Below are 19,414 nucleotides of genomic sequence, written 5' to 3'. Positions count from 1 at the left end.
GGCCTATGTCGGAGAGTCCGTTCGCGAGCCGGCCGAATATTATTCAACCAATGTGACAGGCACCATCGCGGTGCTCGATGCCGCACGCGCTTGTTCGGTCGAAAACATCATCTTCTCCAGCAGCTGTGCGACGTACGGCGTGCCGGAAGCGTTACCCGTTCGCGAGACCTCCTCGCAAAATCCGATCAGCCCTTACGGGCGCTCCAAGCTGATGGGCGAACAGATCATCGGCGACTATGCATCCGCGTATGGAATGAAATTTGCTATCCTGCGCTACTTCAACGCTTGTGGCGCCGATCCCGACGGCGAGCTTGGTGAGTGGCATTCGCCGGAAACCCACCTGGTTCCCAGAGTGCTCATGGCCGCATCGGGCATCATCGACGCGATCGAGGTTTTCGGCACCGACTACGACACATCGGACGGCACTTGTGTAAGGGATTATATCCACGTCACCGATCTGGCCCGCGCCCACCTGAAAGCGCTCATGCATCTCGAGGGTGGCGGGCAAAGCCTGGCGGTCAATCTCGGCACGGGGCGGGGCGTCTCCATCAAGGAAATCGTCAAGGCGGTCGGCCGAATGACGTCAAGACCGGTCCCGGCAGTGTTCAGAAGCCGGCGCCCCGGAGATCCGGGGGAGCTCTACGCCGATCCGGGAGCCGCACGCGAACAGCTTGGCTTTGTGCCGGAACTTTCAGACGTCGATACGATTGTCAGGACAGCCGCTCCTTTTTTCGGACTGAAGACCAGGCCAATGAAACTGCCGCCAGCCAGGGCGGCAACGTCGGTCGCCGCTCGACGGGTCAGAGATAGCGGGGGCGACAGCTCGCGCGCTGGCCAAACCCGCTAGGGCTGCAGATATAAGGCGAGCCGCCGGAGAACGTGCCGCCATCGCCAGGATTGAACGAGATTTTCACCGGCGCCGGCGTGCTGGCTCTGATCCGTTGCGGTGGTGCAAAGGCGTAGCCACTTTCAGTTCCTGTTATGCTTGTCATCTGGATCGGAAGGTCGGCCCGGAGCGAGCGCACGAGAAATCCGGCCTGCACGGGCTGGACCGCGGGCTGGCTGCGGATGGCGTGGACCACAGGCTTGACGAGGACCGAATTGGTTTCGTTCGCATCCATACTCTGACAGCCTGCAACCACAGAGATCACCGCCGCGGCCGCAACGATAGCCACGATATTTCTAATAGATACGATATTTTTGCTTGGGTTGACTGCACCCATCGCTGATTTTTTCATCATGTGTCCCTTGCTATCAAGTATAAGCCAAGGGCGCATCGCGACATACTATGCTTCGCCGCTCTCACGCCGCATGAGTGACCACTCGCACATCACACGTCAATATTAGACATCACTAATTATTAAATTTCATCAAAACCGTATGGTAGGGCCCATCGTCTCGTCGTTCTGTCAGATAAAGTTGGATGCCATCAACCAGCGACCGGCGCGCCGACGGGGCCAGCCGAACTGCTTGATGTCCTACCATAAGCGATTCGCCAGATCCCTGACAGGTGCCTTGCAATTGCAGTCCGCTCTCGAAAGCGGGATTGAATGATTTTGTTCAACTCGTCAGGATGGGTCGGCTGCGTACCTAATTTTTGGAATCGACCAGCTTGCGGGTCTCTTCGAACTGCGCGCCCTTCGGGTTGCCCACTTCGAATTTCCGGTATTCGTCGGAAGTATCCTCGGGAGATCGCTTGAAACTGTACCATTCCCCATCCGGATCCTCGCGTTTCTCGATGTTCCCGCCCTGAATCCGGTGGCTGTAGCAGGTGCGTTTTTGCTTGCCGGTGTAGCCCTTCGACCGCCAGGCGAGTTCCATGCACATCTTACCGTTGCTGGTGACCAGCCATCTGCCCGCCGCGAAAGATGCCGTGTCCGGCCCGGACGTCCAGGCCTCAAGGCGTCGATTGCCCTGTGCGAAATAGGCTGCTCCGTCTTTCCACACCCATGTGCGATCGGCGTAAAGAAGCGACATCTCGTAGGCAGTCGGAACGGTGGCGACAACCGCTTGCGCAGGTCCGCTGTCTTTGGCGGCAGCCGCATGCGCTGTTCCCGAAAGCGCCGTCTGGCCGCAGAGGGCCAGGAGAAACATAAGCTGCGTGCAACTTGCGAACCGACGGGGCCTGTGTTGCCGACGGTCGACGCAAAGCGGCGGCAATCTGGTCAGAGCTGTCGGTACAATTGGCGTGCGCATGCCTGTTTGGCCCAAGGTAGCACTATCAGCGCTCTGACAGCCTAGGAAACTAGTTAACAGTCGCGAGAACGGTGATGTCAACCTTCGCCAAGCGGATTAACAACAACTATTCGAGACACACGCAGCCGCAATCGTCAAAATTAAGAATTGCGTCGTATATTCCTCTACCTCCGACAATCGCGCTCAAAAGCAACATCCGTAGACGTCAGGGAGGACGCGGTTTCAAATGACGGACGACCCGGAGTTGAATCAGGCCGAAGGTCAGCAATACCTGCAGTCAAGCGACCGGGAGATGGCTGCTCGCAGCACCCTGAGCCCCAACATGGCGATATTGCTGGGCATCCTGTTCATTGCGGTCGTGTTCAGGTTCCACAACATCACCTTGCCACTCGTCGATGCCTTCAGCTGGCGCGAGGTAAGCACGGCAATGATGGCCGACAATTTCCAGCAGCGCAGCTGGAACATCTTCTTTCCGGAGGTCAGCTGGACCGGGCCCGGGCCAAGTTATCAGGGCCGCGAGTTCCAGATCGTCAGCTATCTGACCGCCCTGCTCTATCAACTCTTCGGCTGGCACGACTGGTTCGGCCGCATGGTAGCGGCCTTCTTCGGTCTTGTGACGGTGTTTTCGCTGCACAGGCTAACGGCCATATGCTGGGACGAGACCCACGCTCACGCCGCGGCACTTGCCTACGCGCTGATGCCGGCGGCGATCATGATCGACAGCTCGTTTCTTCCCGATCCCGCGATGCTGGCCCTGGTGACGCTCGGCGTCTGGCTGTTCGCGAAATACTGGGCCGGAGGCAGCGGCTGGCTCCTGCCGCTTGCCACGGCGAGCTTCTCGCTCGGCGTGCTGGCAAAGCCGCCGGGCCTCGCCGCCGGCGCCGTCATCTTCTACCTCATGGTTTCCTGGGTTCTTGAGAAGAAGCGAAAGCAGGCGGCCAAGGTCTTCCTGTTGGGGCTTTTGAGCTTGGCCATCATCGGCGCCTATTTCAGCTGGGCCATTTATCTCGGCCGCAGCTATCCGCCGTTTCATGTCGCGGGCAGCGGCTATATCTGGGATTCCGGTTTCTGGACATTCTTCAGGAACAGCTTCTACTTCAAATCCGTATGGAACACCTCGGTCTGGTGGTTCTATGGCTATCCGTTCATGGTGCTGATCGCGATCGGTTTCTGGCTGCCGCCCAGACCCGTCGAAGACCCCAAGCAACCCACTCTTTCGGCCATCCCTTATGTTTGGCTGGCTGCGGCCATGGTCGTCTATCTGGCGGCAGCGCGCGAGATCACCAGCAATCCCTGGAACTACCACATCTTCCATGTGCCATTCGCGATGTTCTGCGGCCGCGGCGCGTTTCTCCTGGCAACGCTTGCATCGGGACCCGTTCTGTCCCCGGCGGTCGTGCTGCGCGCGATCTGCATCGCGGCCGTCACGCTGGTCTGGTCGACTTTTCCCCTTGTCAGGACAATGAAGACGCCGATCGCCATGAATGGCAAGCTGCTTGGCGACGAACTGGCGCGGTTAGCGCAGCCGGGCGACCTCGTCGTCGCCATTGCGCCCGAGGTCGGCGATCCCGTCGCCGTCTACTACAGCAGAGCGCGTGGCTGGGTGTTCCCGCCTGGCGGCGGCGATGTCGAATGGTCGAAATTCGTAGCGGACGATGCCACCGCGATCGCGCAGCTCGAGGAATTGCGCGCGCAAGGCGCGGACCTGTTCGGCACGGCCAAGAACGCCGCCGACAAGCAGGACCGGCTGTTCCTCGAGCATCATGACGGGGTCATCGACTATCTCGACAAGACCGCAACCAAGCTTGTGGATTCGGACGATTTGCTGGTCTATAGGATCAGCCGTCCATAGAACCGCGACAGTCTGGGGCTGTGGGCCTTGGACAGGATATTGTCCCGACGGTTCGGCGGCCGCGTTCTCCTGCCGAAACTCGGCAAGCCGGTGGGCCAGGCGAACCGATCCCGGATGGCGGTAGGGATACTCGGGCGCCACGCGGTGCTGCCATTTGAACTCGGCGGTGGAAACCGGCGGAGAATTGGTTGAAAAGAGCAATCTCAATAATCGTGACCCTGGCCCTACTAGCGTGGGTCGCCAGCGACTCGCGCTGGAAGATGGTGGGCGATGCTTTCGCGAGCATCACGCCCGGCGCTTTCGCGGCCGTGGCGCTTGCGCTGTTCGTCACCTACGTGCTGCGCGCGCTGCGCGTCTGCGACGAGTTCCGCGAGGAGGTGCATGGCCGTTTCGGCGCCTGCCTGCGCGTCATTCTGATCCACAATGCGATGATCAACGTCGTGCCCTTCCGCGGCGGCGAGACGGCATTTCCCCTGCTCCTGCGCCAGGTCTTCGGCATACCGATCATGCGTGCCAGCGCCTCGCTGCTGTGGTTCAGGCTGCAGGACGCCTTCGTCGTCGGCGTGCTGGCCCTGGCTGTGTGGCCGGGCCTGCATCCGGCGATAAGAATCGCGGGCGTGGCCGCGGTAATCGCTGCCGCCTGGTGTCTGCCGCGCTGGGCGCGTGCGCCGCATGACTGGGCAGGCCGCGGCAAGATCGTGGCGAAACTCGGCAGGCTGCGCGATGTCTTCACCGAGGCGACCGGCCGATCGCGCTATGGCTGGTGGTGGACGATCGCCAATTGGTCGCTGAAGCTCACCGTACAGGGATGGTTGCTGGCAATGCTACTCGGGACATCCTTTTCGACCGCCTTTCCAGGCGTCGTCGGGGCGGAAGGCGCCGCCATACTACCGGTGCAAGGCGTCGCCGGCTTCGGCACCTACGAAGCGGGTGCAGCGGCGGCGCTGCTCACCTCCGGCATTGCCATGAAGAGCGGCCTTCAGGCAGCGCTGGCATTGCATCTGTTCATCTTCTGCTCGGCAATCGCCACGGGTGCGATCGCCTGGCTGTTTCCCTCGAAATCGACGCTGCCGGGGAACCCGGCCGTCGGCCCTGCAAGGAAGCCATCCCTATGAGCGTATTGCCCATCCCTGCTTCGGGACTGCCTGACGGCGCGGTGATGCCGGACCATACACTGTCCATCGTCGTGCCCATGTACAACGAGGCCGAAAACGTCGAACCGCTCCTGGTGCGGATTCACCAGGCGATGGAACGCTACGGCCAGCCGTGGGAGGTCGTGCTGGTCGATGACGGCAGCACCGACGCGACGGTGAGCGAGATCAGGCGCCTGGCGGCGCATTACGGCCCGCATGTGCATGCGGTCGAGCTGGTGCGCAACTACAAGCAAACCGCCGCGATGCAGGCCGGTATCGACGCAGCGCGCGGCGACGTCATCGCCACGATCGACGGCGACCTGCAAAATGATCCCTACGACATTCCGCGTATGGTCTACCGCCTGTTGAGCGAGGATCTCGACCTGGTGGTGGGCTGGCGCAAGGATCGCCAGGAAGGGTTTTTCATGCGCAGGCTGCCCTCGCGCATCGCCAACGCGCTGATCGCGCGCGTCACCGGGGTGCGCCTTAAGGACTATGGCTGCAGCCTCAAGGTCTATCGCGGCAACGTCATCCGCAGCGTCAAGCTCTATGGCGAGATGCACCGCTTCATCCCTGCATGGCTGGCCACGGTGACGACCCCCAGACGCATCGCGCAGGAAGTGGTGACGCATCACGCCCGCATCCATGGCCAATCCAAGTATGGCATTTCGCGCACCTTCAGGGTCGTGCTCGATCTGGTGTTCATGTACTTCTTCATGCGCTATCGCACACGGCCTGGGCACTTCTTCGGCGGCATCGGCATCGTGCTTGGCGCGCTGGGTTCGCTGATCCTTGCCTACCTGCTTTGCCTGAAGCTGCTTTTTGCCGAAGACATTGGAACGCGACCGATGCTGTTCACCGGCTTCTTCCTGCTCATCGCCGGGGTGCAGATGGTGACGTCGGGCGTGCTGGCTGAAATGCTGGCACGGGTCTATCACGAAGCGAATGGAGCATCGGCCTATGTCGCGCGGCCGCAGCCGGCGCCCAGTGACAATGACGGCTGGCTCCGCCCGAGCCGGCCATCATGATCGGGACGCCATCGAGGCTCTCCGTCCCCAGCGTTGACCGGGGCAGTGGCTTCATCGATAGCTTGCTGGGAGGGATTTTGGTTTCAGGCCGACGGCGGACTGGCAGGGTTCATTGATCCCAGGAATGGCGGCCTGAGGGCAAGAGGCAAGGCGCAACGTCTGCGCCAACCTCTCGCCCTCGACTCGCGCCCCCTGGCGAAGACAAGAGCGGCGGATCCTTCATTCAAATCGCGCCGCCACTTTTAGGTCTGATGGTCTAGTAGCGCGAACGGCAGCTGGCGCGCTGGCCGAAACCGCTCGGGCCACAAATCCAAGGCGAACGGCCCAGGAACGGGCCGCCATTGCCCAGACGATAGGAGACCTTCACCGGCGCCGGCCTGCCGACACGCTGCGGCCGCACGAAGGCCGCGTAGGCCTCCTCCCTCGTACGCGTCACCATGGTCGTCTGTGTGAGCGGCTTGCGGTTGAACAGATGCAGCCGCTTCTTCTTGACGTCGTGCACCTTCTTGCCGAGCGTATGCACCACGGACTTTGTGCCGATCGAGCTGGTCTTGGTCGCGTCCTTGCTCTGGCAACCTGAGAGTATCGAGATCAATGCAACGGCGGCAAATGCACAAGCATATTTCGCGCCGATCCTTGCCCTTCTTTCCCTAACTTTGTTCATCATTGTCCCCTACCACGAATATAATTCGTTGCAGCGCGGAGATCTATTTGCTTTATTGGCTTCCGCGCCACGCGAGCAGCCTATCGCCACTCACATCATGGATTGTATATTAGGGGAAACTTATTAAAGATCATGCAAACGACACGATGAACGCGGCCTTTCGGCAATCGATCGGATATAATTAAAGTTTGATCTTTTGGGCTCGCGCCTGCAGCCGTCCAGAGTGCCGGCCCGCTACGCGGACGCCTCCAGCATTCAGCGCCGCGTTTCCCAACCTGGATCGAAGTAGAAATTGCGGCCACCGATGTTGCCCTGGCCGGCGCCGGAAACCACATAGGCGATGCGCACGATGCGCAGGCCACCGGCGCCCTGCTGCAGTCCGTAGACGCCTTCCATGCCGCGATCGTAGAAGCCCGCGGCGGGCACGATCAGCGCCAGCACGGCAAGCGACCCCTGAAAGGCGACTTTCGCCGCATTGGCGCGCAACGGAATCCTGTTTTCGATGACGTGCCTTACGACAATCACAACAACCAGCAGCCCGTAGAGGAAGGCGTTGAAGGCGGCGAACCAGTAGAAGCCGGTGGCATCGAAGGGGTGCTCAACGAGCAGGACAGGCAGTGCCGCGCCGATGGCCAGCGCCACATAGGGAGTGAGGGCGCGAGCCGGCAGAAGGTGCTTGGGGCCGCTGCCCTTGGGCGTGACGCGGAAATCGACGAATGATTTGGTCAGATAGTCGCGGATCGACGACAGCGTGCCGGCCAGCACCCAAGGCCAACGCGCGAAGAAGAGGAACAGCGTGCCTTCCCAGCTGATCGTCTTGGCCGTCATCGGGCGCGAGAGGCCGAACGCCTTCAGCAGCATCACCAGGCCAACCAGCGCGACCGCGTTCGGCAGATAGTAGAACAAAAAGTCGAGATACATGACATTGGCGAAGTTGCGCCCGGTAGACAGCGCATAGACCGGCATGACGTACATCAGCAACGCAAAGACGGCGAACAGCGGATACCAGAGCTGGCAAAAGAGGAATTGGAATCTCAGCCGCGGCGACAGCTTTGGGAGATAGCTCGGCGAATATTCGAGCAGGATCGTCATCAGACTGCGCGACCACTGGAATTCCTGGGTGATGAGGTCGGCGAAGGTCTGCGGGCCATCGCCATGGGCGATGGCGTCGAGCGCATGCACGCCGAGCCATCCGGCCGCGTTGATCAACATGGAGGTGGAGTGATCTTCCGCCAGTTCAGGACCGAGACCGCCCGCCTGCTTCAGCGCCTTGGTCCGCACGGCATAATGCGAGCCGATGCAGAGCGGAGCTCCACCGCCCGTATGGCCGGACTGCAGGGGTCCGTGAAACATCCCTTCCGGAAACAGCCTGCCGCGCGCCGCCCAACTCTCGGCGGCGTTGTTGTCGCAGATGCTCGGCGCCGAGACATAGCCAACCGAGGGATCGGCGAAGGGAAACAGGATCTCCCTCAGATAGGTTGGCGTCGGTACATGGTCCGCATCCATCTGGGCGACGAAATCGTAACGCTCGTAGCCATAGTGGTCGTAGAAGAACGCCAAATTGCCTTCCTTGCAGCGCGTCCGGCGTGGCCATGTCGTGCGGTGATAGTCTTGCCTGCCGCGCCGCGTCGAAATCATCACGCCGTGAGCGTCGCACCAGCGAACTGTCTCTTCGGAGGGATCCTCGTCGGCCAGCCAGGTATCGTGCGGGTAATCCTGTGCCAGCATCGCTTCGAGCGTGCGCGCAACGACGGCAAACGGTTCGGAGGGGGCCTTGGTGACCACCATCGCGACCCGCGAACGCTTCGGGATCGTGTGAAGCTTGGACGGTTTTTTCGACGCATGCACGTTCAAGAGAAAGTACAACGGCATGAGCGTGAGCCATACCAGGATGAGTGTTGCGAACGTGTATGGCCCGAGATGTTCGACATGCTCCGGCTTCAGCCACCAGATCCAGAAAAACCCGAGTGTGCAGAACCAGAAAGCCAGCGCCAGTCTCAGGATCCATTGCTGAATGGCCGACAGCACGGGCACCAGAAAGGGTCCCTTCTGCGCAGTGACTGCCAGAGCCGCCTCAGATCGATGCGCCCGTCTGCTCTTATGGCCGACGACGCCATCATGCACGGAAGCACTCATACACTTACTCGCCCGCCACTTTGGGCTTCCGCCGACAAGGTGGCTGGAAGCTCCCAAAATCCCAGGATTAGAATTAGCTAATGCTTTCTTAGCGTCAACTAAATTAATTGTTTGTTGAACATGATTATTGAGATTTGGTTAACCTAACGCGTATCGGGGGAGGAATAGCCGCTACCGAGCAGTCAGTCTGGCGGCGAGCCGGTAAACTCTTCGGTGCTGGAAATTCACCGACGGGTCGAGGCAGTCGGAGGGGATCCGGCCAAAGCCGTTAACCATGTTGCCGTCGTCAAGGTTAAGCAACCGTTAATTGTGCTTGACTCTTGGCCCTGACCGGCTCTTAAATTAGCCAGGGATGATATATCGGGATTTTGACGCGAATTTGTGAGTATCGCGGCGAACTTTCTCTCGAACGCCCCCTGTATAGGGGCTTGAGAGGTAATTTTGGGTGGCTCTGTGCCAGGTTCGCACATCCGCCAATGGGGTCGCTCCGAAATCCCGCAGATTCTGCCAAATAGAGCCGATCGGTTTTTGGGTAGTCGTGTCGATCAGGCATCGATGCGCACGGGCAAGCCTTAACTTCCGAAAGAGGTTGGGGCCATGGGAGATCGACATGAAACACTCCACAGTAAAAGCACTCGCAATCGCGCTGGCATTGGGCGGAAGCGCCGCGTTCCCCACGGCAGGAGGCGCTGGCTCGGTAGCCGCGACGGACCCCGTCCAAACGAGCAGCGCCGCCTCGGCGTTCGGATCCTATGATCCCTACGGCGACTTCAGCGCCGACAAGAGTGCCAGCATCGAAGAGCTGTTCCTGCCTTGGGAAGACGTCGACCTGTCGACGCTGCCGCTTGCCGACGCCTATGCGCTGCAACGCGGACGTTCGCTGCTGATTACGGTTGAGCCGTGGACCTGGTCGAAGGACTGGCGCATCACCCCGCCCGAATTGCGCGACGGCATTTTGAGCGGCAAATATGACGCCAACATGCAGGCAATCTGCGGCCTGGTGGGACAGATGAAGAGCCCGGTGACCATTCGCTGGGCTCAGGAAATGGAAGACAAGAACGGCCGCTTCACTTGGGCCAACTGGGCTCCCAAGGACTGGATCTCCGCTTACAAGCGCGAGGTCGATATCTGCCGCAAGGCTGCCCCCGCCGCCAAGTATATGTGGTCGCCCAAGGGCGAAGAGGGTCTGGAAAAATACTACCCCGGCGACGACTATGTCGACGTCATCGGCCTGTCGGTGTTCGGTCTGCAGAAAAAGGACAATGACGAGGCCGGTCATGACCGTACCTTCGCTGAGCTGCTGAAGCCCGGCTATGACCGCGTTGCAGTGTTCAACAAGCCGATCGTCGTTGCGGAACTCGGCTATGTCGGACAGCAGGACTATGTCTCGAAATGGCAGGAAGATTCCCGCAAATCCTACGCGGAGTTCCCGGCGCTGACTTCGGTCGTCTACTTCAACCAGAAGGAAGTGTGGCCGTGGCTGGGTGGCTATGGTCTGCCCGACTGGAGGGTGACCCAGCACGTCCTGCCGTAGACGCATCGTGCTGATCGATCCCGACGCGATCGGGATCGATTTCCAATCTCCTTGTTTGATGATGATCCATCTCGAACCAGCGGTTCGGGATGAGGGTTGAGGCGTGGCGTAAATCAATCTGTGGAGAAGTTTCGTGAAGCGGGTAGTGGGAAATTATCTCGGAGCGGCATTCGCCTGCTCCGTTCTTGTTCTTGCCTTTCAGGTTCCTGCGACGGCCAAGACGGCGACAAGGATCGCCGAGCAGGCGCAAAAAGCCACGGTCGTTCCTGACGAAGGCGTCTACCAGATTTATCAGAACCATTCGTGGCTGTGGGGCAAGAAGGGCGCCGGGTTCTTTGCCGTCAAGCAGAGGCAGTTCGATGCCTGGACTCACGACAAGGGCAAGTCGGGCTATGGCGACGGCATGTGGTTCATTCCCGGCGGCGGCAAGCTCTGCTACCGCGCGCAATGGCATGGCTCCTGGGGTGTGAAGGGCTCGATGACCTGCTTCGAGCATCGCCAAGTGGGCAAGGTTATCTACAAGCGTAAATCGCCTGATGGCGAATGGTACGTTTTCAAGAGCCCGCATCGAAACCGGTCGGACGAGTCAATGAAATTGAAATACGGCGACTACGTCACAACGAAAATGAACCGGATCAAGGCAAAGCAGTAGATAACCGGATCGAGGCAAAGCAGTAGATATTGTCGTGACACGCCACTGGTCAAGCATGTCGCCTGAACGTTCAGGCGACCTGCCTTAAGCCTTGCGCTCCCAGCGGCGATCTGGCGTCTGTTGCCAGTAGGTGACGGCGTGGCCAGCGCTCTTCATCACCTTCCAGTGCCCTCGCGCCGCCTCGAGCTGGGCGGCATCGTGGCCATCGAACAGGAACACCGCGCGCTCGTAGCCACCAAGGTCAGGCGGCACCGCACCGTCGACCAGGAACCTAATCTTGGCGTCGTTGGGATTGCCGTCGCCGGTGGTCAACAGAATCGGCTGTTCACCGGGATGAGCCTCACGATCGGTTGCGTGCGCCAGGAACGAATCGTCGCGGAAGGTCCACAGATGCTGGTCGAGCGCATCGCGGCGTTCCTCGGTGCCTGTCTGCACCACGGCGCGCCAGCCACGGTCGACGCTGCGCTCCAGGAGGCCTGGCAGCGCATCCTCCAGCGTCGATTCGGTCAGGTGGTAGAACAGGACGTCGGCCATCGCTTCAGCCTATAGTGATTGAACCCGTTCACTGCTCATAATTATCGCGCACCAGCCGGTCGAGCAGCCTGACGCCGAAACCGGAACCCCAGGACTGGTTGATCTCGTTCGACGGCGCCCCCATCGCCGTGCCGGCAATGTCGAGATGAGCCCATGGCGTATCCTTGACGAAGCGCTGCAGAAACTGCGCCGCAATGGTGGCGCCGCCAAAACGGCCGCCGATGTTCTTCATGTCGGCGTTCTTGGAATCGATGAGCTTGTCGTATTCGGCACCGAGCGGCATGCGCCACAGCCGTTCCTGCGTCGCCTGCCCCGCCGCCGACAACTTTTCGGCCAGCTCGTCATTGTTGGAAAACAGGCCGGCATAATGTTGGCCGAGCGCCACCATGATGGCGCCGGTCAGCGTCGCCAGATTGACCATGAATTTCGGCTGGAAGCGGTCGTTGCAGTACCACAACGCATCGGCCAGCACGAGGCGGCCCTCGGCATCGGTATTGAGCACCTCGATGGTCTGGCCCGACATCGAAGTGACGATATCACCGGGACGCTGGGCATGACCGTCGACGGCATTTTCGACCAGTCCGATGATACCGACGACATTGGCTTTCGCCTTGCGGGCCGCCAGCGCATGCATCAGGCCGGTGACGGCGGCGGCACCGCCCATGTCGCCCTTCATATCCTCCATGCCCGAGGCCGGCTTTATGGAATTGCCGCCGGTGTCGAAAGTGACGCCCTTGCCGACGAAGGCGATCGGGCTGTCCTTCGGCTTGCCGCCGTTCCACTGCATGATCGCCATGCGGGCGCCGCGCGGCGAGCCTTGCGCGACACCGAGCAGCGAACCCATGCCGAGCTTCTTCATTTCCTTCTCAGCCAATATCTCGACCTTGACGCCTAGCGCCTCGAGTTCCTTGGCGCGGGCAGCGAACTCGACCGGCCCAAGCACGTTTGCCGGTTCGTTGACGAGGTCGCGCGCCAGCAGGACGCCGTCTATCACCGCCTCGGCATCGGCGAAGGCCTTCTTCGCAGCGGCCGGATCGGCGGTGTGGATGGTCACCTTGACCGGCTTCTTCGGCTCTGCCTTGCTGTCGTCCTTGTCCTTCCTGGTCTTGTACTTATCGAAGGAATAGCTGCGCAGGAGAATGCCCGCGGCAAGGTTTGCCGCATCCTTCGCACTCGGCGAGGCGCCGGCCACATCGAGGACCACCGCCACTTCGGTCGCCTTGCGCAGCGACGCGGCAACGGTGCCGCCAAGCTTCAGCCACGCATATTCGTCCAGTCCCGACACCTTGCCGGTGCCTATCGCCACGAGTCTGTCGAGCGACGCTCCCTGCGGCGCCAGAACTTCCACCGTGCTGGCGAACTTGCCCATGAACTCAGCCACGGGAAAGGCGCGCTCCAATGTCTTGCCGGGATCGCCGGCCTTGGCGACGTCGCTCAGGCCGCCCTCATCCGCCGCGAACACGAAGACAGTGCCCTTCTTGTTTACCGCGCTCTGGGACCCGGAAAATTTGGCGAAGGCGATCGACGGTCTTTGATTCATCATGTCCTGCTTTCAGGGAATGCGCGACTTTTGGGGAAGCGGTTCGAAACGATGCGCGACATTTGGTCGTTTTCCGGCATTTGGCAAGACTTTGCCGAATTGGCATCCCATATGACCTATGGAATCGATGACGATTCGTCGCGGCACGGCCCCGCTTTTTGCCGCAACCTGTTGTTAACCATCGATGTTCGCCCTTTCTTATCCATTCCCGCCGACACTCCGCCCAGCCGGGGGGCGTAATGTGGGACAGAACCCGGATCGACCATCTGATGGAGCCAGTTGTGCAGGCGCTGCCGGACAGCTACCTTGTTCGGTGGCATGATGCCGTTCGAAAAAATCGAGAAAAGCCTTCATGAAGGTCGTTGAACGCTACATCATGCGCCGCGCTTTCGTGGTCTTCATGGCCGCTCTTGTGTGGACGCTGGCGATCGTGTGGACGACACAGGTGCTGGCAAAGATCGATCTGGTGACAGACAGCGGCCAGTCGGCGTTGACCTTCTTCGAAGTCGCCGCCCTCATCCTTCCGTCCATCATCCCGATCGTGGTGCCTTTTGCGCTGGTGGTGGCAGTCGCACAGACACTCAGTGTGATGAATTCGGATTCCGAACTCGCCGTCGTCAACGCCGCGGGGGCCTCGCGCTGGACGATCGTACGGCCGATCATGTTGCTGGCGCTCGCCGCCGCCGTTTTTTCCTTTGCCGTCGACAACGGCATCGACCCTTACGCACGGCAGAAGAACCGGGCACTGGTGGCCTCGTCGCGCGCGGATCTGTTGTCGCTGATCATCCAGGAAGGCACCTTCCGCAAGATTGACGACGGGCTGTTCCTGCAGATCGGTGAGCGCCTTCCCGACAACCGGCTGGGTGGCATTTTCGTCGCCGATTCGCGCGAAGAAGGCGTCAACCTCGTCTACTACGCCAAGACCGGCAGCATCGTCGAACGCGGCGGTGAAAAGGTGCTGATGATGAATGACGGCGTCATCCATCGCAAAACGCTGACCGGCGATCTCTCCGTCATCCGCTTTACCTCCTATGCCTTCGACATGTCGGCCTTCATGGCGGCGGCTTCGGCGGTGACGCTCCTGCCCAAGGACCAGACGACGCAGTACCTGCTCAACCCGGGCGCCAACGACAAGTACTATCAGCAGAACCCCTACGAATACCGGGCCGAGGTCAACCAACGGTTCTCGGAATGGACCTATTCCATGGTTTTCGCGCTGATCGCGCTTGCGGTCGCCGGGGATGCGCGCTCGCACCGCGAGGCGCGCGTCAATCCGCTGATCACGGCGATCACGATATCGCTGTTCGTGCGTTGGCTGGGCTTTTTTGCCGCCAGCAAGGCGGATGAGATCCCGCAATATGCGTATATGGTCTATGGCGTGCCGATCGTGGCTTCCGCGGTGGCGATCTGGTTCATCGTCTCCAACCGAACACTGGAACTGCCGGTGACCTGGGCGGACTGGATGACAAACTTCGCCACGCGCATCGCTGACAGCTGGAATGCTTTCAAATTGCGTTTGTCCAGGCGCGGCGCATCAGGGCAAGGGGTCGGCTGATGGGCTGGACACTGGGCCGCTACTTCTTCTTCCGCTATGTGACGATCACCATCTGGTTCTTCATCGGCCTCCTGGCATTGGTGTTCCTGATCGACTTCACCGAGCTGTCCGGCCGCACCACCGGCCTGCCCGGCTTCACCTACGGCACGGCGGTAGCCATTTCAGGCCTCCGTATGCCGATGATCATGCTGCAGACGGTGCCGTTCGTCGGTCTCTTCTCGGCGATGGCGACGCTGGTGTCGCTGAACCGGCGCTACGAGCTGGTCATCGCCCGTTCCGCCGGTGTTTCCGCCTGGCAGTTCCTCTTGCCCTGCTGTATCGGAGCCTTGCTGTTCGGCGTCCTGTCGGTTGGCGTCATCAATCCACTCGCCGCGCACGCATTCTCCTGGTCCGAGCAGATCGAAACCCAGCTGCGTTCCGGCAAATCGAATACGGTCTCGGCCGATGCCGCGCCCTGGATCCGGCAGAAAACCAGTTCGGGCGACACCATCATCGGTGCGCGGGCCATCCTGAACCAGGGCCTGGAAATGGCCGATGTCGTATTTTTCATTCTCGACCCGCAAGGCAACATCGTCGAGCGCAAGGACGCCGCCCGTGCCTTCCTGCGCGACGGCTATTGGGAATTGCAGGACGTCAAGACATTCCAGAACGGCACGATCCAGGCATCGGCAACCGATCGCGTACCAACCAATCTAAAGCCCGAATTCATGCAAGAGCGGCTGGCGCGCCCCGAAACCATCCCCTTCTATGACCTGCCCGGAAAGGTCGAGGTTGCCCGCTCTTTCGGCCTCAAGGCAAATGCTTTTGCCATGCAGTTTGATTCGCTCGTGGCGTTGCCGTTCCTTCTCGTCGCCATGACACTGATCGCGGCAACGGTTTCAATGCGATTTGCTAGGATGGGACAGTCGGCGACGATGATTCTGGGTGGCATCATCGCTGGCTTTCTGCTTTATGTCGTTTCGGTGCTGGTGAAGGCATTCGGCGTGGCGGGATTCGTGCCGACTGTCGTAGCCGCCTGGGTACCGGTCATGGTGGCTATGTTCTTCGGGGTGACTTTCCTGCTATACAAGGAAGACGGCTAGTGAGGGAGGCGTTTTTGCCCAGCAACAGGCAGGCCGGTTTGGCGCGCCTCTATGCGGCGACCGCCTTGGCGTGCGTGCTTGCCTACGCCATTCCGGCACCGGCGCTTGCGCAGGACGTCGGCGACATGGCGACATCGGTTCCGGCCGGCTCGCAAATGCTGCTGGCGGCCGATACGCTGGTCTACAACAACGACAACCAGACCGTGACCGCCGTCGGCGGTGTGCAGATCGACTATGGTGGCAATCGCCTTGTCGCCCAGCGCGTCGAATACAACCGCAACACCAAGCGGATGGTCGCGAGCGGCAACGTCGAAGTTATCAACAGCGACGGCACCAAGATCAATTCGCAACATATCGACATCACCGATGACTTCGCCGACGGCTTCGTCAATGCGTTGCGGGTCGAAACCATCGACAAGGCCTATTTCGCCGCCGAAAGCGCAGAACGCATGGGCGGCGTGCTGACCACCTTCCACAATGGCGTCTACACCGCCTGCGAGCCGTGCGAGGATAAGCCGGATAAAGCGCCGACCTGGCGCGTCAAGGCCAAGAAGATCATCTGGAACGGCGAGAAGAAGACGGTTCGCTTCGAGAATGCGAATTTCGAGTTCTTCGGTTTTCCGCTTGCCTATCTGCCTGCATTCGAAATTGCCGACCCGACGGTGAAGCGCAAGAGCGGCTTCCTGATCCCGAGCATCATCTACAAGAGCGATCTCGGCGTCGGCGTGAAAGTCCCCTATTATCTCGCATTGGCGCCGACCTACGACCTGACCGTCACCGGTACCGGCTATACCAAGCAGGGCTTCCTCGGTGAGGCCGAGTGGCGTCAGCGCTTCGACAATGGCGAGTACAGCTTGAAGATCGCCGGGATACACCAGCAGAATCCCGACGCCTTCCTCGACACCACTGCCTTCCCATCCAGCTCTGGCCACAACGTCAATTCGGGCAGCGCCGGCGATCCCAACAAATTCCGCGGCATGATGGGTACCCAGGGGCAGTTCGCCATCAACTCACGCTGGAACTTCGGCTGGGACGTGCTGCTGCAGACCGACAAGAACTTCTCGAACACCTACGGCATCGACAAGTACAATAGCAGCGTCCACCAGTCGTCGGTCTACTTGACGGGTCTCAACGGCCGCAACTATTTCGACGTGCGCGCCATGCATTTCGATGTGCAGGAAGATACGCCTGACGACAACGCCTCTGCGCGAAGCGGACAACAGCCTTGGGTGCTTCCGTCGCTCGACTATGCCTATATTCCTGATGCCTCGGTGGCCGGCGGCCAGTTGTCGCTCAATGTCAACGCGCGTGTCATCCGCCGCGACGAGCTCGATGATACTTTCTCCACCCCCATACAGCGTGTCCCTGGTATCGAAGGCGAATCCGGCCGTCTCACCGCCGAGGCCGAGTGGAAGCGGAGCTTCGTCACCGATGGCGGGCTGGTGCTGACACCATTGCTCGCGCTGCAGGGCGACGTTGATTATCTCAACGCGTCGTCGGCTTCGCTAAACGCCGTCAACCAGATGGCAGCAAATTTGAGCGAGCAGGCCGATATGCGCTCGTCATTTGCTCGTTACATGGCAACCGCAGGCCTCGAGATGCGTTGGCCGGTGCTGTTTTCCATGGCCAGCGGGTCCAGCCACGTTATCGAGCCAATGGCGCAGGTCTTCATGCGCCCGAACGAGCAATATGTCGGCGGTCTCGCAGTACCCAATGAAGACGCCCAAAGCATGGTCTTCGACGCGACCACCTTGTTCGAACGCGACAAGTTCTCCGGTTACGACCGCGTAGAAGGCGGTTCGCGCGCCAATGTCGGCTTCCGCTATTCCGGCTCGTACAACAATGGCTGGGGCACCAATGCCATTTTCGGCCAATCCTATCAGATCGGCGGCGAGAACTCGTTCGCCGCGCCGGATCTGGTCAATGTCGGCGCCAACTCCGGCCTCGACACGGCCAAATCCGATTATGTCGGCCTGTTCGGCATCAACAGCCCCAACGGCTTCGCGGCCTCGGTCAGCGGCCGTTTCGACGAACAGAGCTTCGAGGTTCGCCGCGCCGAGGTGAAGGCCGCCTATTCCGGCCTGCCTGTGTCGCTGAGCGCCAAATACGCCTTCATCCAGGCCCAGCCACTGTACGGCTTCACCACCGACCGCCACGAAGTCACACTTGGTGCATCCACGCATCTGGCCGAAAACTGGCGCGTTTTCGGCACAGGAACCTACGACCTGCAGCAAAGCCTGCTGGTCAAGGACGGTGTCGGCTTCGCCTACAACGATTCCTGCTTCACTTATCTGATGACCTACTCGCAGTCGCGCGATCTGAACACCAGGGAGGTGTCGCAGACCATCGGCTTCAATCTGTCGTTCCGCACCCTCGGCGAATTCGGCTCGTCGACCAGTGCCATCGACACGATCCAGTAACAATCGGCGACATCGTTTCGCCGCATAGGGCTGGCACGGATTTCGCGCACCTGGAAAGATGAAATTGGGCGGGACCGGGATAGAATTGGGATACCAACGATGAGGAAATACCTCTTTTCAGCAGGTTTCGCGTTGCTCGTGGCGGCGACGTCCGTGTCGATCACTGCAATGACGCCGCCGGCTTTCGCCAGCGAGATCAAATACGTCGTCAACAACATTCCGGTCACCACCGGCGACATAGCCCATCGCGCCGCCTTCCTGAAGCTGCAGCGCAAGAAGGGCGATGCCGGCCAGGAAATGATCGACCAGACGCTGCGTATGGCCGAGGCCAAGCGGCTTGGCATCCGCATCAGCGACGCACAAGTCGAGGCGGCGTATCAGCGCTTTGCCTCGAGCAACAAGATGCAGCTCAGCCAGCTTGACGGCGTCATGGAGAAGTCAGGCGTCACCAAGAGCCACTTCAAGGAATTCATCCGCGCCCAGATGGCCTGGAACCAGGCTTTGAGCGCGCGCTACCGTTCTGGCGACGGCACCGGTGCCGTCAGCGAGCAGGATCTCGTGAGAAAGATGCTCGAAAAAGGCGGCGCCAAACCGAGCGCCACCGAATACATGCTGCAGCAGGTCATCTTCGTGGTTCCGGCGGCTGAACGCAGCGCCACGCTGGGCAAACGCAAGCGCGAGGCCGACGCCATGCGCACCCGCTTCAACGGCTGCAACACGACGCGCGAATTCGCCAAGGGCCTGATCGACGTCACCGTTCGGGATCTGGGCCGGGTGCTGGCGCCGCAGCTGCCGCCGGACTGGGCCGAGCAGATCAAGGCGACCAAAGTCGGCGGTGCCACCGCCACGCGCGAAACCGAACGCGGCGTCGAATTCATCGGCATCTGCTCGTCGCGCGAAGTGTCCGACGACAAGGTCGCCCAGATGGCGTTTCAGGCCGAAGGCTCCGGCGGCGACAAGGATGCCGACGCGCTCAGCAAGAAATATGTCGACGAGCTGAAGGCAAAAGCCCGCATCGTCAAGCGCTGACGTGAGCAACGCAGTGACTGCGCTCGCGTTGAGCGCCGGCGATCCGTCCGGCATTGGGC

Annotated in this window: 16 protein-coding genes; 10 read left to right on the top strand and 6 right to left on the bottom strand. The window is 60.6% G+C overall.

Translation table 11 applies throughout. The annotated features are described in order from the left end of the window. A partial coding sequence (gene galE / locus EN749_RS11825; protein ID WP_128363198.1) for a UDP-glucose 4-epimerase GalE occupies positions 1 to 847 on the top strand: 847 nt, incomplete at its 5' end. Here galE and EN749_RS11820 read toward each other — a convergent pair. Further along, positions 801 to 1,241, bottom strand: coding sequence for a hypothetical protein (locus EN749_RS11820; protein WP_348629347.1), 441 nt, complete (start codon positions 1,239 to 1,241; stop codon positions 801 to 803). The two genes, galE and EN749_RS11820, sit on opposite strands and share 47 nt — an antisense overlap. 349 nt (positions 1,242 to 1,590) lie before the next feature. Further along, the gene (locus tag EN749_RS11815) at positions 1,591 to 2,094 is read right to left on the bottom strand and encodes a DUF995 domain-containing protein (RefSeq protein ID WP_127397615.1); all 504 of its coding nucleotides are present in this window, start codon (positions 2,092 to 2,094) and stop codon (positions 1,591 to 1,593) included. 328 nt (positions 2,095 to 2,422) lie between these two features. Here EN749_RS11815 and EN749_RS11810 point away from each other — a divergent pair, with 328 nt between their 5' ends. The 3 genes from EN749_RS11810 to EN749_RS11800 all read left to right on the top strand — a co-directional run bounded on the left by EN749_RS11810 (position 2,423) and on the right by EN749_RS11800 (position 6,209). Beyond that, positions 2,423 to 4,048 (top strand): glycosyltransferase family 39 protein, encoded by a 1,626-nt coding sequence (locus tag EN749_RS11810; RefSeq protein ID WP_127810845.1) that lies wholly within the window; start codon positions 2,423 to 2,425, stop codon positions 4,046 to 4,048. A 188-nt stretch (positions 4,049 to 4,236) separates the two neighbouring features. Next, positions 4,237 to 5,163, top strand: a complete 927-nt coding sequence (locus EN749_RS11805) for a lysylphosphatidylglycerol synthase domain-containing protein (RefSeq protein WP_127810846.1) — start codon at positions 4,237 to 4,239, stop codon at positions 5,161 to 5,163. A gap of 44 nt (positions 5,164 to 5,207) precedes the next feature. Further along, the gene (locus tag EN749_RS11800) at positions 5,208 to 6,209 is read left to right on the top strand and encodes a glycosyltransferase family 2 protein (protein ID WP_245481908.1); all 1,002 of its coding nucleotides are present in this window, start codon (positions 5,208 to 5,210) and stop codon (positions 6,207 to 6,209) included. 256 nt (positions 6,210 to 6,465) lie between these two features. On the opposite strand, the gene EN749_RS11795 is transcribed toward EN749_RS11800, so the two are convergent. Then, entirely contained in the window at positions 6,466 to 6,873 is a 408-nt protein-coding gene (locus tag EN749_RS11795; RefSeq protein ID WP_127399002.1) for a hypothetical protein, read from the bottom strand. 255 nt (positions 6,874 to 7,128) lie between these two features. Beyond that, a complete protein-coding gene (locus EN749_RS11790; protein WP_128363197.1) occupies positions 7,129 to 9,009 on the bottom strand; it encodes a cellulose synthase catalytic subunit in 1,881 nt (626 codons plus the stop codon). Positions 9,010 to 9,619: 610 nt separating this feature from the next. On the opposite strand from EN749_RS11790, the gene EN749_RS11785 reads away from it, so the two are divergent. Continuing rightward, complete coding sequence (locus tag EN749_RS11785; protein ID WP_127810849.1) at positions 9,620 to 10,543, top strand: glycoside hydrolase family 26 protein; 924 nt, start codon at positions 9,620 to 9,622, stop codon at positions 10,541 to 10,543. Positions 10,544 to 10,676: 133 nt separating this feature from the next. Beyond that, positions 10,677 to 11,195, top strand: a complete 519-nt coding sequence (locus EN749_RS11780; protein ID WP_127319803.1) for a DUF995 domain-containing protein — start codon at positions 10,677 to 10,679, stop codon at positions 11,193 to 11,195. A gap of 84 nt (positions 11,196 to 11,279) precedes the next feature. On the opposite strand, the gene EN749_RS11775 is transcribed toward EN749_RS11780, so the two are convergent. Further along, the gene (locus EN749_RS11775; protein ID WP_023813773.1) at positions 11,280 to 11,729 is read right to left on the bottom strand and encodes a DNA polymerase III subunit chi; all 450 of its coding nucleotides are present in this window, start codon (positions 11,727 to 11,729) and stop codon (positions 11,280 to 11,282) included. Positions 11,730 to 11,757: 28 nt separating this feature from the next. Further along, the gene (locus EN749_RS11770) at positions 11,758 to 13,269 is read right to left on the bottom strand and encodes a leucyl aminopeptidase (RefSeq protein WP_127380810.1); all 1,512 of its coding nucleotides are present in this window, start codon (positions 13,267 to 13,269) and stop codon (positions 11,758 to 11,760) included. A gap of 352 nt (positions 13,270 to 13,621) precedes the next feature. Between EN749_RS11770 and lptF the strand changes: the two genes are divergently transcribed. The 4 genes from lptF (at position 13,622) to EN749_RS11750 (ending at position 19,355) form a co-directional block, all read left to right on the top strand. Next, the gene (gene lptF, locus EN749_RS11765; protein ID WP_127396660.1) at positions 13,622 to 14,824 is read left to right on the top strand and encodes an LPS export ABC transporter permease LptF; all 1,203 of its coding nucleotides are present in this window, start codon (positions 13,622 to 13,624) and stop codon (positions 14,822 to 14,824) included. Beyond that, the gene (lptG, locus tag EN749_RS11760; RefSeq protein ID WP_189367468.1) at positions 14,821 to 15,906 is read left to right on the top strand and encodes an LPS export ABC transporter permease LptG; all 1,086 of its coding nucleotides are present in this window, start codon (positions 14,821 to 14,823) and stop codon (positions 15,904 to 15,906) included. Before lptF ends, lptG begins: the two co-directional genes overlap by 4 nt. After that, complete coding sequence (locus EN749_RS11755) at positions 15,906 to 18,326, top strand: LPS-assembly protein LptD (RefSeq protein WP_164873870.1); 2,421 nt, start codon at positions 15,906 to 15,908, stop codon at positions 18,324 to 18,326. Before lptG ends, EN749_RS11755 begins: the two co-directional genes overlap by 1 nt. 99 nt (positions 18,327 to 18,425) lie before the next feature. After that, entirely contained in the window at positions 18,426 to 19,355 is a 930-nt protein-coding gene (locus EN749_RS11750) for a peptidylprolyl isomerase (protein ID WP_127268604.1), read from the top strand. The last annotated feature ends 59 nt before the right edge of the window (positions 19,356 to 19,414 follow it).

The sequence above is a fragment of the Mesorhizobium sp. M7A.F.Ca.ET.027.02.1.1 genome (assembly GCF_004022985.1).
Lineage (GTDB): Bacteria > Pseudomonadota > Alphaproteobacteria > Rhizobiales > Rhizobiaceae > Mesorhizobium.
This window is presented reverse-complemented; position numbering and strand designations above follow the sequence as displayed.